General features: G+C 45.4%; 17 protein-coding genes. 7 read left to right on the top strand and 10 right to left on the bottom strand.

Annotation, left to right across the window (positions count from 1 at the left end; translation table 11 throughout):
* Window positions 1-73: 73 nt before the first annotated feature.
* Window positions 74-877 carry a metallophosphoesterase gene (locus tag P855_RS0104285; protein WP_028782419.1) on the bottom strand — a complete coding sequence of 268 codons (804 nt, stop codon included), beginning with the start codon at window positions 875-877 and terminating at the stop codon, window positions 74-76.
* 15 nt (window positions 878-892) lie between these two features.
* Window positions 893-1564 carry a DNA-3-methyladenine glycosylase family protein gene (locus P855_RS20450; RefSeq protein ID WP_037985621.1) on the bottom strand — a complete coding sequence of 224 codons (672 nt, stop codon included), beginning with the start codon at window positions 1562-1564 and terminating at the stop codon, window positions 893-895.
* A gap of 204 nt (window positions 1565-1768) precedes the next feature.
* On the opposite strand from P855_RS20450, the gene P855_RS0104275 reads away from it, so the two are divergent.
* From P855_RS0104275 to P855_RS0104265, 3 genes are all read left to right on the top strand, one after another.
* Complete coding sequence (locus P855_RS0104275) at window positions 1769-2872, top strand: hypothetical protein (protein ID WP_028782418.1); 1104 nt, start codon at window positions 1769-1771, stop codon at window positions 2870-2872.
* 309 nt (window positions 2873-3181) lie between these two features.
* The gene (locus P855_RS0104270; RefSeq protein ID WP_028782417.1) at window positions 3182-3679 is read left to right on the top strand and encodes an Lrp/AsnC family transcriptional regulator; all 498 of its coding nucleotides are present in this window, start codon (window positions 3182-3184) and stop codon (window positions 3677-3679) included.
* Window positions 3676-4869 (top strand): aminotransferase, encoded by a 1194-nt coding sequence (locus tag P855_RS0104265; protein WP_037985619.1) that lies wholly within the window; start codon window positions 3676-3678, stop codon window positions 4867-4869. Before P855_RS0104270 ends, P855_RS0104265 begins: the two co-directional genes overlap by 4 nt.
* A gap of 120 nt (window positions 4870-4989) precedes the next feature.
* On the opposite strand, the gene P855_RS20445 is transcribed toward P855_RS0104265, so the two are convergent.
* The gene (locus P855_RS20445; RefSeq protein WP_051353077.1) at window positions 4990-6453 is read right to left on the bottom strand and encodes an MDR family MFS transporter; all 1464 of its coding nucleotides are present in this window, start codon (window positions 6451-6453) and stop codon (window positions 4990-4992) included.
* A 227-nt stretch (window positions 6454-6680) separates the two neighbouring features.
* Entirely contained in the window at window positions 6681-7259 is a 579-nt protein-coding gene (locus P855_RS0104255; RefSeq protein ID WP_028782415.1) for a helix-turn-helix domain-containing protein, read from the bottom strand.
* A 103-nt stretch (window positions 7260-7362) separates the two neighbouring features.
* Here P855_RS0104255 and P855_RS0104250 point away from each other — a divergent pair, with 103 nt between their 5' ends.
* On the top strand, window positions 7363-8346 hold the full coding sequence (locus P855_RS0104250) for a multidrug resistance efflux transporter family protein (protein WP_028782414.1): 984 nt from the start codon (window positions 7363-7365) through the stop codon (window positions 8344-8346).
* Between the two features lie 24 nt (window positions 8347-8370).
* Window positions 8371-9291, top strand: coding sequence for a DMT family transporter (locus tag P855_RS0104245; RefSeq protein ID WP_028782413.1), 921 nt, complete (start codon window positions 8371-8373; stop codon window positions 9289-9291).
* A gap of 198 nt (window positions 9292-9489) precedes the next feature.
* Here the strand turns inward: P855_RS0104245 and P855_RS0104240 are convergent, their stop codons facing one another.
* From P855_RS0104240 to P855_RS0104225, 5 genes are all read right to left on the bottom strand, one after another.
* Window positions 9490-10044, bottom strand: a complete 555-nt coding sequence (locus P855_RS0104240) for a sugar O-acetyltransferase (RefSeq protein ID WP_028782412.1) — start codon at window positions 10042-10044, stop codon at window positions 9490-9492.
* A 15-nt stretch (window positions 10045-10059) separates the two neighbouring features.
* On the bottom strand, window positions 10060-10287 hold the full coding sequence (locus P855_RS21700) for a GNAT family N-acetyltransferase (protein ID WP_084315613.1): 228 nt from the start codon (window positions 10285-10287) through the stop codon (window positions 10060-10062).
* A gap of 51 nt (window positions 10288-10338) precedes the next feature.
* On the bottom strand, window positions 10339-10893 hold the full coding sequence (locus P855_RS0104235) for a DUF488 family protein (RefSeq protein ID WP_028782411.1): 555 nt from the start codon (window positions 10891-10893) through the stop codon (window positions 10339-10341).
* A gap of 109 nt (window positions 10894-11002) precedes the next feature.
* A complete protein-coding gene (locus P855_RS0104230; RefSeq protein ID WP_028782410.1) occupies window positions 11003-11377 on the bottom strand; it encodes a VOC family protein in 375 nt (124 codons plus the stop codon).
* 100 nt (window positions 11378-11477) lie between these two features.
* Window positions 11478-11957 carry a GyrI-like domain-containing protein gene (locus P855_RS0104225; RefSeq protein WP_028782409.1) on the bottom strand — a complete coding sequence of 160 codons (480 nt, stop codon included), beginning with the start codon at window positions 11955-11957 and terminating at the stop codon, window positions 11478-11480.
* Between the two features lie 140 nt (window positions 11958-12097).
* Between P855_RS0104225 and P855_RS0104220 the strand changes: the two genes are divergently transcribed.
* A complete protein-coding gene (locus P855_RS0104220; protein ID WP_051353076.1) occupies window positions 12098-13099 on the top strand; it encodes a DUF4003 family protein in 1002 nt (333 codons plus the stop codon).
* Between the two features lie 55 nt (window positions 13100-13154).
* Here the strand turns inward: P855_RS0104220 and P855_RS22225 are convergent, their stop codons facing one another.
* Window positions 13155-13331: a hypothetical protein gene (locus P855_RS22225; RefSeq protein WP_161628807.1), complete on the bottom strand. Its 177-nt coding sequence runs from the start codon at window positions 13329-13331 to the stop codon at window positions 13155-13157.
* Between the two features lie 323 nt (window positions 13332-13654).
* Between P855_RS22225 and P855_RS0104210 the strand changes: the two genes are divergently transcribed.
* Window positions 13655-14002 (top strand): DsrE/DsrF/DrsH-like family protein, encoded by a 348-nt coding sequence (locus tag P855_RS0104210; protein ID WP_028782407.1) that lies wholly within the window; start codon window positions 13655-13657, stop codon window positions 14000-14002.

Raw genomic sequence — 14002 nt, 5'->3', positions numbered from 1 at the left:
AATCTGCACCGCTTGCAGAGGAACTAAGAAAGTTTTTCTGCAAGCTTTTTTTATTTTTAGAGTGAACTCAAAATCAAATTTCTATCACCTTGATACTGGAATGGATCTCTTCTTCTGCGGTTTCAAATTTCCATTCGCTTGGAAAGTAACCTAAGGGATTGCAGATTACCTCTATTCCTTGATAGTGGTCATGATAGCGGTAATGGATGTGGCCGAATATATATTTTTTCACTTTATATTTTTGTGCCAACTCACCGAAACGGGAGCTTCCCATCATAGCGTTGAAAAAATCCCAGTTGTGGTCATCTTTCCGTACAACATATTTTGAAAATGGTACGACATGGGTAACCATTAAGATATTTTTCCTTTGATAAGCTCGCAGCCATCTTTCTATCCTGTAAATTTGACGGTTTGTCTCAGTTATATCCGACCCTCTCCAATGTGCATAAGTTTTATCCGGCCATGTAATATCCCCGTAAGTACCGCAATTAAATGCTTCATGTGAGTACCCTTCTATCCCGAAGGAATAATCGTACCAGCCGCCATCTCCGATCACTACCCAGTCATTACCAAGCTCCACAGGTCCATTTCCGAGATTACCTTCGAATTCCAGCAAAGTTTCATACGCATGCTCGGAATCATCATGATAAATATCGTGGTTACCATGCACAAATAGTATTTTTACATCGGGAAGGTTACCTTGCAGCTGTTGCAGCAGTTTCAGACTTTTGTCCGGTTTGGCAGTCAAATCCCCGCTGATAATGAAAACATCCGGTTGATGCGTAGACATCCAAGTCTCCAGTAACACCATAATGTCCGTCTGTGTTCGTTTCCTGTTCAACCCTTCATGGATATCTGACAAAACAGCTATTTTCATAGCATCCCTCTCCCTCTATTTCTGTAACTGATCCCATGCTTCGTCGACATTGCTGTACTGGGCAACCAGGCCTTTGTTGATCGCTTCCCAAAGATAAAGCGACGCAGCGGTGTAATGGGGGTGCCACTTATCTGCATGGCTCTTGATGAGCTGCTTTCCATTGTTATCCCGCTCCGCTTGATACAGCCACTGGCAGGCGCGCTGCAAACCCAGATCCCCTACTGGCAATACATCTTTCCGCCCTAAGGAAAAAATCAGGAATACCTCTGCGGTCCATGGTCCGATTCCTTTCACACTTGTAAGCACCTTCCTTATTTTTTCGTTATCCATCCTTTCCAGCTGATCAAGATTCACTTCTTTCGCTAATACTTTCTCACTGAGATCCCGCAGGTAAGTTATTTTTTGCTTGGAAAGGCCAACCTCTCTAAGTTCCTCATCCGAAAATTTCAAAACCGCTTCCGGTGTGATTTCCCCTGTCAGTTCCTCAAATCTTCCATAAATCGTCTTCGCCGCTTTCACAGACAGCTGCTGGCCAATACAGGATCGTACTAGACTTTTGAAATGGTCTCCCCTTTTGGTAAGGGTGATGTCCCCGATAAGCGTGACCAGTTTTTTCATTGCCGGGTCTTTTGCTGTCATTGCCTCAATGGCTGATTTTTCAAATGTTAATAGTGTATGAGTCGTCATAATTATCTCCTTTTAGAAAAATGGATGCTTCATTTGACAGCGACAGGGTATAGGCTTCTTATCAAGGAATACCAGCCGCTCATTAATAACATCTCTATAATAATTAGATTTCAAATGCGTTAAATCCTGCTTATAGCTATGATCCTATGATAAAATACAGGCTGCTTTTTATTAAATAATTAAAACGATAAGGATGTGTCCCCCTTGAAAAAATGGTCATTCTTAGTCTTAACCATGACAGCCCTGCTGCTCCTTTCGGCCTGCTCTGGTTCTGATACGCAGGAAAAGGAAGCCGGGAAAAATAACAACGAAGACATACAGCAAGAAGACACCTCCGAGAAAACAAATGAGGGTAAAAAGCAATACCCTCAACCTTACCAGGCACTGCAGCCTTCTGAAGATGCAAAACCTTTGAAGAAAAAGCTGTCAAAGAAAGAACGGAAAAACATGCCGGAGGCCCAGGCGGATGGGGCTGATAACCCCGAACGTTCGGTACCAGCCGGCCAAATGCTTGTCAAAGGTGCCAGGGATCAAACGGATGGACCGTTAAAAAACAACAGGCTTGTCGCTTTTTATGGACATCCGAACTCGGAAAACATGGGGATTCTCGGTGAAATGGAGCCGGAAGCCATGATGAAAAAATTAAAGAAACAGACACAAGCTTATTCCGACGCAGACCCGGAGCGCCCGGCCATTCCGACCATTGAGCTGATCACGACCGTCGCTCAGCGTGACCCCGGGCCAAATGGGAAATATTATCGTATGACACCGAAAGAGGATATCGAAAAATATGCCAAGCTTGCAGAAAAACATAACGCCCTGCTTCTGCTCGATATCCAGCTCGGCACGGACTCGGTCATGAATCAGGTAAAACTGATTGAAAAATGGTTGAAGCTTCCGTATGTCCATCTTGCCATCGATACCGAATTCAGCGTTGAAGAAGGAGAAATTCCCGGAGAAGACCTCGGTCAAGTGGACGGACAAGAGGTGCAGAAAGCAGTGAAGTATTTATCCCGCATTGTCGAAGAGAATAACCTGCCGGATAAAATCGTCCTCGTCCATCAGTTTACGGATGGTGTCCTGACGAATAAAGACGCCATTCAGCCGACCGACAACGTCGAAGTCGCATTGAATTTCGATGGATGGGGTGCTTCCAGAGACAAGCAGATCCTATACCGGAAATTCGTTCTTAACGACACTTCCCAGTACGGCGGGTTCAAAACCTTTTATAACAAAGATAAACCAGTGCTGAAGCCAATGGATGTGGTAAAACTGGACCCTGCCCCGGCGGTAATCAACTATCAATAAGCGTTTTTCCTTAAGCAGGAACAAGAGTGAGTAACTATCTTTCACGAGACAAAATCATTCATTTATTAGACAAGCAAGGAATATACTGGACATCTAACAATTGAAAGGGGCCTCCCCCCCTTTCTTCGTATTAGAAAAACTTGGCTTGTCGCCAAGTCATTATGGCGAAAGCCTTAGTTTTTCTTATACTTTAATCCTTTAACACAGTTAAACTGTCTTAAAGTAAGAAAACTCTCCTCTTTATGTGAGGATTAAGTGTTAGTTATGATAGAATGGTGCATATGTATCTTTGAAAAGTGAGGGTTACCAATGAAAGAAACAGAAGTAGAATTACTGAGACTGATTGAAAAGAATGCCAACCTCGAAGTAGAAAAAATCGCGAAACTGATGGGGAAAAGTAAACAGGAAATCGAGGCATTGATTGCAAGCCTGGAAGAAAAGAAAGCCATCCTCGGCTATTCGACGCTCATTGACTGGGCGAAAGTGGAAAATGAAGAAGAAGTGACTGCGATGGTAGATGTTAAAGTCACACCAGCCCGAGGGGTAGGTTTTGATAAAGTAGCGGAACGCATTTACCGTTTTCCGGAAGTGAAAGCCGTTTACCTGATGTCAGGCGCTTATGATCTGTCCGTTTCCGTAAGAGGAAGCACGATGATGGAAATCGGCCATTTCATATCCGAGAAATTGTCTACACTCGATTCCGTCCTATCAACAACGACCCATTTCGTTTTGAAAAAATACAAGCATGACGGCATCATCCTGGAAGATGACGATGATGACGATAAAAGAATTGTGGTATCACCATGAATCAGTATCTATCCACACAAGTAGCAGACCTGAAGCCATCCGGAATCCGCCGTTTTTTTGATTTGGCGGCCCAGATGGATGACGTCATTTCCCTGGGTGTCGGGGAACCGGATTTCGTCACCCCGTGGAGTTTTATCGAACAAAGCTTTCATGCGCTGGAACAGGGCTACACCTCCTATACCGAAAATGCCGGCATGCTGGAGCTTCGGGAAGAAATCAGTGCCTATCTCCATCGAAGTTTTGACTTATCGTATGATGCCAGTGACCAGGTCATTGTTTCCGTTGGCGCAAGCCAGGCGATTGATCTCGCGTTGCGGGCAATTGTCAATCCAGGCGATGAAGTGATCGTCGTTGAACCGAGCTTTGTTGCTTATGTACCGGCCATCACCCTGGCTGGCGGAACTCCAGTCACGATTCAAACAAAAGCGGAAGATGACTTTAAAGTGCAGCCGGAACAGATCGAGGCAGCCATTACACCAAAAACGAAAGCGATCATGCTGTGCAATCCGAACAACCCGACAGGTACCTTTTTGGAGAAAATAGAGTTAGAGAAACTTGCGAAAGTGATTGAAAAGCATGACCTCCTCGTCCTGTCGGATGAAATCTATGCCGAGCTCACTTATGACGAGCCGTACACCAGCTTTCCAGCCATTCGTGACATGAAGGAACGGACCATTTTAATCAGCGGGTTCTCCAAGGCATTTGCCATGACGGGCTGGCGACTCGGCTATGCTGCCGGCCCTGCTGAAATCATCGCTGCCATGGTAAAAATTCATCAGTACACGATGATGTGTGCCCCAACGATGGCTCAGCACGCTGCATTAGAGGCGATGAAAAATGGACAAGAAAGTGTCCAGCACATGCTCGAAAGCTATAAACAGCGACGGAATCTGATCGTCAGCAGTTTGAATGACATCGGGCTCGACTGTCCTAATCCTGGCGGAGCGTTCTACGCCTTCCCGTCCATAAAAGCAACTGGATTGAGCTCGGCGGAATTTGCCGAGCAGCTGCTTCAGGAAGAACATGTTGCCGTCGTACCAGGAGAAGTCTTCGGAGCCAGTGGAGAAGGCTATATCCGCTGTTCTTACGCGACCTCCATCAAGCAGCTGGATGAAGCGATGACGCGCATCAAGAGATTCACAGAAAAGCGAATCAATCCGGTAACTGCATCATCAGAATCTACCAGCTAATTTAGTTATTGAAAAGAAAGGTGCCTGCCCTCTAAGTAGAAGGAGCAGGCACCTTTTTGCTGACAGAAAATCTTCTTGTACGTTCAAATGCTGCTTTGATATGCAACTGACCGATAGTGACTATGAAAAAGAAAGGTCTTCTTTTCTATGTTCAGTTCCTTCCGGCTCAAAATCAGGGGCACTCGCTTTTCTGATATATAAAGCGATGATAAACGCTCCAATACTTAATGCAAGCGCAAACCAATAAGCATGGTGCACACCAATGATCATGGCCTGGTCCATAAGCTTTGCCGTAACCGCACCAGATTGTTCATTCAGATAATTATTCTGTCCCTGGCTCATGATACTGACGAAGATCGATACGCCAAGCGCGCCCCCAATCGGCTGTAATGTATTGGCAATTGCCGTGCCATGAGGGTATAAATGTTTCGGCAGTTCATTCAAGGCATTTGTTTGCGCCGGCATTAATATCGCTGAAACCGAAAGCATCAGTACCATATAGGAAAATATGAAGATCCAGATCGGAATGGCAGGCCCAAGGTTACTGAAGAAGATCATGACTCCTGTTAATACAACCGTTCCCGGTATAATCAGCTTTCTTGGACCGAATTTATCAAATAACGTTCCCATGACCGGGGACATCAATCCATTCAATAAAGCTCCTGGCAAGAGCAGCAATCCAGCTACTTTCGCTGAGTAACCGAGTGGCCCTTGTAAATACATCGGCATGACGATTTCTGATGCAAACATCGCCATGATGACAATCACAAAAATAATGATGCCTCTTGCATAACTTTTGTAGGTAAAAACACGGACATCCAGCAAAGGTTCGTCAATTTTCAACTGGCGAACAACAAAGAGGAGTAAACTTATGAAGCTGATCCCCAGGATTGAGAGAATGGTAACAGATGAAAATCCTTCCCCACTTTCCCCGGCACTACTGAATCCATAGACTATCCCTCCAATTCCGATCGATGAAAGAACGATCGACAGGACGTCCGCCTTGGGGCGGGTTACTTCTCCAACATTTTGTAAGTACTTTATGCCAAAAAGGATAGAAAAGATAGCAAAAGGAATGACCGTGATGAACAACCAGCGCCATCCTAAAAAGTCTACAATCACACCGGACAGTGTCGGCCCGATGGCAGGGGCGAACATGATGACAAGTCCGAATGTTCCCATGATTCTGCCGCGCACCTCCGGAGGATAGAGCAGCAAAAGTGCGTTCATAATGACCGGAATCAATAGACCCGTTCCAACGGCCTGGATCATTCTCCCTGTCAACAGCATGGAAAAATTAATGGCAGATGCAGCTATTATCGTGCCTGCTAAAAAGACCGACATGACTCCGATGAACATCTGCCTGGTGGTAAACCACTGAATCAGCAGCGCAGAAATCGGCATCAGCACCCCCATTACGAGCATGAAGCCCGTAGCCATCCACTGTACCGTTGCAGCCTCAAGGTCGAATACAACCATCAGTTCTGTTAAGGCAATATTGAGCAGGGTCTCATTTAAAACGGCAAAGAAAGCACCAATCATAAATGTAATAAGAATGATTTTTCTATTAAGCTGTGTTTCCATAGCATCCTCCATAACTGAAATAAAATGACATACTTATCCATAATCCACTACTTTCATTTGATTGGCAAGCATTTTCTCCCAGACCCTTCCCCTAGGAATTGCTTTAATGAACAGGCTGGATTTATTAGAGTATAGCATGCATCGGCTCAGGAAACTTCTTTTCGATTGCGTACTAAATAAAAAACCGGATTGTCTCCAAGTACTTCTGATAAGCGCATGCGGCCGCCTTATCGGGACTGGGCATATGTCATAACGAAATGTAGTACTGCGACCTGGCCGGTCGGATTGATGTAAGCGTGCTCCCTGTCGCCTTTAAACTTGATCGAATCATATGCGTATAGGTGATAGGTGTCATCATCGACTTTCACCTGCACTTCTCCTTCCATCACGGTTACATACTCGACCACGCCCGGCTGGTGGGCTCCGGGTTTATACTCTTCATTCCCTTTTAAAAAAGCGCGGTGAATCTCCATCGAGCCATAACCCGATGTATCAAACATCGGCTCGAGGCGGATGGCTTCGTCGTCACTCAGCACCCGGTTGCCTTCATGGTTACGGGAGATTTTCACTTCCTGCTGCTCATTCAACAGCATCGAAATCGGAATTCTTAAGCCATTCGCTATTTTCCAAATCACCGCAAGCGACGGATTGGCTTCGCCCCGCTCGATGTTGCCAAGGGTCAGCGCGCTCACTCCTGTCTGTTCCCCAAGCTGCTGGAGGCTGATTCCTTTTTCTTTTCGAATGCTTCGTAATGTGGAACCTACTTGTTTTGCTAGCTTTTCCACTTCTGACTGGTTCTCGTCCACTGGTTTTCTCCTTCCTGATTTCCTAGTCAACTACTATGAATATATGTATAATATAGTTTATAGAATATATAGTATACTTTATAAACCAAAAAGCGGGGATGGTATGAAAGAAATACTGATCGGGATCGTGGCGTCTGTCTTCTTTGCGGTGACCTTCATTTTAAACCGCTCCATGGAGCTGTCAGGTGGCAGCTGGTTATGGAGTTCATCGCTGCGTTTTCTTTTTATGGTACCGTTTTTAATTCTAATTGTACTTCTTCGGAAGAACGGCAGGCAAGTGATAGACGAATTAAAACGCAATCCTTTGCCATGGGTCGGCTGGAGCTTTGTCGGATTTGGCTTGTTTTACGCTCCGCTCACCTATGCGGCTGCCTATGGTCCCGGGTGGCTTGTCGCTGGTACCTGGCAAATGACGATTGTCGCCGGAGCGCTGCTTGGCCCGCTTTTTCACAAAACGATCGAAACTCCGGAAGGCTCTGTCAGAGTACGGAACAAACTGGAGGTACGGGCCCTGCTGTTTTCCTTGTTTATTCTGTTCGGAGTTGCCTTGATCCAGGTGCAAAAAGCAGGAGAGCTGACGTTTTATGAAATGGTAATCGGCGTGCTTCCGGTTGTTGTAGCGGCTTTTGCATATCCCCTTGGCAATCGGAAAATGATGGAGGTGTGCGGCGGGAGACTCGATACATTTCAACGGGTGCTTGGCATGACGCTCGCCAGCCTCCCTTTTTGGCTGATCATTGCTGCAACTGGCTGGGCCACGGCCGGCACACCATCCAGCAGCCAGCTGCTGCAGACGTTCATTGTTGCAGTCAGCTCCGGTGTCATCGCCACGACATTATTTTTTATAGCGACGGACCGGGCGAGGAAAAATCAAGGGAAGCTCGCTGCCGTCGAAGCGACACAGTCCACCCAGGTATTGTTCGTCCTGCTCGGGGAGACCTGGCTGCTGTCTGCTCCGTTCCCGCAAGGTATTGCCTTGGCAGGACTCGCAATCATCATTACCGGGATGGCGCTGCACAGCTATTTTACAAAAAAGAGCCCGGCTCCCGCCGTCAAGGAAACCAAACAGGTATCACACGGAGCATGATTCATTAGTCAGGAGGTTGCTGTCATGAACAAACAGGCATTCACATTAGCATTTATCACTGTACTGATCTGGGGTTCAACGTTCGCAGCGATCCGCGCCAGCCTTCACGGCGGCTACACCGCAGGGCACCTGGTTCTATTCCGTTACTTCATCGCATCCAGCTTGTTTGCGGTCTATGCCTTGTGGCCCGGTGTGAAATTCAAACTGCCTTTAAAAAAAGATATCCTCCCGCTTTTGTCACTAGGATTTGTCGGCATCAGCATCTATCATATCGGCGTTACTTTCGGTGAAATCACTGTCTCTTCCGGCACCGCCGGCATGCTGATCGGAGCTGCGCCAATTTTCACCGCAATTATTGCCGTCATCGCGTTAAAAGAAAAGCTCGGCACGTTCGGCTGGATTGGACTTGGCATCGGATTTATCGGTATCCTGCTGATCACGATCGGCTCTTCCGGATCAGGCTTCACCCTGTCTCCCGGGGCCATACTGTTAGTGATGGCAACGGTAGCAACATCGATTTTTTTCGTGTTCCAGAAACCGTTCTTCCGTCGCTACAAGCCGATCGAATTGACCGCTTACGTAACCTGGGCCGGGACCATTCCCTTTTTCATCTTCAGCCCCGGTCTGTTTGAGACCCTTCAACAGGCGACATTGGAAGCGAACCTCGCTGCGATCTATGTCGGTATCTTCCCGGCAGGCGTCGCTTATGTGACCTGGTCGACCGCCCTGTCGCTCGGAAATGCCAGCTCGGTCACAAGCATGATGTACCTGGAGCCCGCCGTCGCCGTCTTTTTTGGATGGGTCTGGCTGAACGAACTTCCTACTACGTTATCGCTCATCGGTGGAGCTGTCGCCTTGTTAGGTGTGATCACGATCAATGTACTCGGCAGAAGGCATCTGATGAAGAAATACCGGACTGCCGCTTATAACAGGAATACATCCTGATCCTTTAGTGCCTGCTCACCTATTTGGGAGCAGGCACTTTTTGAATAGGAAACTATGCTTCTTTAACGCAACTACATCTGATTTAACCCGGTCGGCTGCCACCTATACCTCCCTGACTGGCTGACATATCGCCTTAGGACCTACCACCCTGCAATCCGTAAAAAAAGAGCCCGTATGTTCAGGCTCTATCCTGCTGAATCAGATTTGTTTAATTACCTTGGCCGGATTGCCGCCGACCACCACATTCGCTGGTACATCTTTGGTCACTACGGCTCCCGAGGCAATGACAGCATTATCACCGACCGTCACCCCAGGGTTAATGACAGCATTCCCGCCAACCCAAACATTATCTCCAAAGGTGATCGGCTTTGCATATTCTTTTCCAGAATTCCGCTCTCCGGAATCGAGCGGGTGTGTGGCCGTATAGACTTGTACGCTCGGTGCAAGCAGGCAATTATCGCCGAACCGTACTTCACAAACATCCAGGATGATACAATCAAAATTTGCAAAAAAGTTATCGCCTACGTGGGTGTTTTTCCCGTAATCGAAACGAATCGTCGGTTCCATAAACACGTTTTCCCCGGCAGAACCAAGCAGATCATGCAACAGCCTGGCCCTTTCTTCCCCTTCCGTTTCCTGGGTTTGATTGTATAACCTCACCTTGCGTCTTGCTTCTTCGCGTTCTTTTACAAGTACTGGGTCAGCAGGGTCATACATTTCCCCTGCCAGCATCTTTTCTTTTTCTGTTTTCATTGCTGCATCTTCCTCTTAAAAATTATTGTTATCACAGACGTACCTAATATAGGGAGGTTCCTGCGCATTTTCCAGCCTTAGTCCAATTTTTTCTGCGACCCGGATGGAGCCGATATTGTGCCCATGGATATCAGCTCCTACCCTTTGTAAACCCACTGTATCAAAAGCATAATCCAAAATCTTTTTAGCTGCCTCGGTTGTATACCCTCTACCCCAATATTTCCGCTTCAGCCGCCAGCCAATCGCCGTTTCAAAAACGGCAGCACTGACCTCCCCCTTCCTCCCTGATAAAAACTACTCAGCAAGATCCGGATAGACGACCGTCCCATCCGCTTCCACAATCGGCATCGCACCCCATTTTCCCAATTCATGCCCAACAAGCTCGGGCTTTCCCTTAGAACCTTCCAGAATATGAAATACTTCCCAGCCATTCGCCTGCAGCCAATTACTGATCAGCAAGCGATGGCATCTTGCAGGATGCCGCTCGGAACACATATATACCACATTTTCCCCTTCAGCTGCGGACTTCAGTTCATCGAGCCCTTTCTGAAATTCATCCGTCAATGTGTAATCGGCATAATTATGAAACGAGCGATTGTTCCACCCCGTATTAAGATCCTCTCCAATTTCGCCGGATCGGCTCCTTCTGCCGCCGAGAAGTGGATAATGCCCATATTTAATGCCTGCTTCCTTCAACCATTTTTTCAGATTATTCTGATGAAACTGAGGGAACTTCCGGCTGGCAGGAAACGCTCGAATATCTGCCACAGATTCGATATCACCCGCTTCAAGCATCGCAAGAAATTGTTCTTCATCGTGAGCGGAATGCCCAATCGTATAGATCTTCATAGCCCATCCCCCTAGTCAAAATATATAGATAAAGAAACAATACCCTTTTCAGCCAGCTTAAAATCAAACTTACAAAATCTGGAGGACCTGGGGTGTCGCGCCTAATCTCCTACCAGTGTACTTGAAGCTTATTACCACTGGGATCATAAAAATGAAAAAAGGCATGGCCATTTTCTTCTTTTATATCATCCACCTTCACATCGTTATCCATTAGGTGCTGGTGAAATTCAGCTAATTCAGGACTAGTAAAGCCGATAATAAAAGCTGGTTCCTCATCCATTTTAAAATGTGCATATGTATCATCTTTAGTAGGCACTAAAATAAGTAAGAACGGACCATCATGCACTTTAATAATGGCAAATGGATCTTCAGTAATGGATAACAATGTAAGCCCTAATATTTCGCTATACCATTTAGCTGACAAATCTAAATCTCTCACAGGTATTCTAATATAATGAACTTGTTCAAGAAACGACTTCAACAAAAAATACCACCTTTACCTAATGGAATACTAATCTTCACACCATACTTTTCACCCTATTTATCTCCTCCTGCTTGATTTACTCTTTCGTTCAACTAAACAACTACCTGATCGGATCACATAAATCCACAATATCTTCACTTTCCGTCCATTTCGAATAGATTTCTAATGACCACTTGTCTGGCACTCTCGTAAATCCATTTTCTTCTATCCATTGATGCAGATGAGAATATACTTTGAAGATCTCTGTAGCATGCCCTTTAAAATTCAGCACCGCGTACTTCTGCGTAGGAACAACTAGAGTGACCATCCCTGCAGGAATGTTCTCAAAATCATGAACCTCATAACAGACCCAGTATCCATCATCCTCTTCGGTCGTCTCTGCAGCTTTAAATGCCCCGATCAGTTTAACTGGGTCAACGAGTTGTTTCATCTCATTTTTACGTCTTTCTAATGCCATCGATGCTTTTGGAATCTCTTCGCCATAACCTGCCATATCTTCACAAACCACACGAAATCCCACTAATTTCTTTTCTTCGAATTCTCTTACCCCTTTTAACGTGACAGAGTTAACTTTTTCCATCGCTACCTCCTCCTTTCTAATGTTTTACACCGTACCTATATCTATTTCTCTGAAAGGGTAATTTTTCCTCTATAAGAAGAAACTTTTGCGGTTCCTTATCCGTAGAAAAGATAATCAACCATTTTAGAGGGGGAGCAAATTTGGCACTATCTACGCAACTCGAATTATGGAAAGATAACTACGTGGACGTGTATGAACAGTTGAGAAAAGAGATGAAATGGACCGATAAAAAGATTGTCATGATGGTGGCGGCCGTCTATGTGACCAGTGAACGTAAATTTGATATCGACCGTTATGTAAAACTTTCGGAAACCATAAAAAAAGAAGCAAGCATGTTTTCCTACTTGAACTCACCGCTTCGATACTCTGTAGCTGCTATGCTTGATACACGTTTTGATGATCCATTCCACGCGTTTCAAGACATGATGCAAGTCTATGAAACTATGGTCCGCAGCGGATTTAACCGTTCCCAATATACCTACCTCGCTGCTGTTGCACTGATGCAGGATAATCAGGAAAAGCCTGACTACCCAGAAAAAGTGGAACGTGCGGTTTCGATACATCGGTTAATGAAAAAGGAACATCCATTCCTCACTTCAAACGATGATTATCCGCTCGCTGCATTACTTGCTCACCGGGGAGAAGAAATGGAATCACTCATTGGCCAGATCGAGTATATCTATCGTTCGCTCAATCGCCAAGGCTTTTGGAAGGGCAACCACCTTCAATTTTTAAGTCATATACTGGCGCTGGATGAGGATCATACACCAGACGAGTTAGTGGAGCGCACCATCACCACGTCACAAGCATTAAAAAAGTCGGAGATCCGCTTTAAAAGTTTACTTTACCCGGAAGCCGGACTGATCGCATTCCTTAGCGATGATGCAAACATGGTAAAAGAAATTCTCGACTTCAAGCAGGCACTTGACCAGGAACCTTCCTTCCGATGGCATAAAGACATGAATGTAAAAGTGGCAATTAACATATCGGTTAGCCATCAGCTAAGAGAGGCAAACACGCTTCAAACAGGACTGTTTACAGCCCTGGAAACTATTATTCAAGCCCAGCAGGCCGCAACCCTGGCAGGAGTATACGCCGCAACCGCCGCCTCCTCATCTGCCAGTAACGGGGGAGGACAATAGAACAAAAAAAGCCCCGCCCCTGCTGTTCTTTCACATAGTAGAGGCCGGGCTTTCCTTATTTCCGAAAATAGAAAAACGTTGTCGCAAAATAGATGATCATAGCAACAGATATGAAGATAACAGCTTCAACAATTTCAGAATTAGTATATGCATGATAATACAATAGAAAATAAAGCAGCCACGACAGGTAAGTGACCGCACCCAATAGATTAAAAAACGTTTTATCTCTCATCACAGGACCTCCGGATTCAAGTAGTGTTTCTATCTTTTTACTACGATTAAAAACCGGAATCCGTTTCAGCCTTCCTCTACATTTTCATATTCAGTACCAATAAAGTTCCATTTTGAAAAAGCATATCAATCCCTCCCCGTATAAACACCGCCTTATAATTTGACGATATACCGGTAAAGAGCTATTATAAAAATACCCCTAACATACCCATGGCGGTATCGATGGTTGTGGAATTATATAATTAATCCAAGAATAATCTCCAAGTAGCAGGTAAAAATAAGCCCCGCGCAGATGATATGTCTTATCCGAAAGAAGGGATAAATATGGCAGGCAGGAAACTCGTATATTTTGTTTCGTTGAGCTCAAATGTTCCTTATGTATTAAAGGAAGCAATGGAAAAAGCAGAAGAAAAAAATGAGGTGGCCATATTTTTTGATCTTGATGGAGCACTTGCTTTAGATCAACGTTATTTAAACCAAATGAACAGAACGCATGGTACTAATCTTGAATCACTCTTAAACGAAGCACTAGCTGCCGGGATCAAACTCTATGGATGCCAACTCAACGTATTAATTGCAGATGGTTTAGTGCTGGTAAATGGGGTCGAAGCAGCTGGTGTCGCAACTTTTTTGGATACAGCTTATCAGGCTGATCATGTATTAAGCTATTAA

The organism is Thalassobacillus devorans MSP14 (assembly GCF_000496835.1).
Lineage (GTDB): Bacteria > Bacillota > Bacilli > Bacillales > Halobacillaceae > Thalassobacillus > Thalassobacillus devorans_B.
The sequence above is the reverse complement of the archived record's forward strand: the minus strand, read 5'-3'. Positions and strand labels throughout refer to the sequence as shown.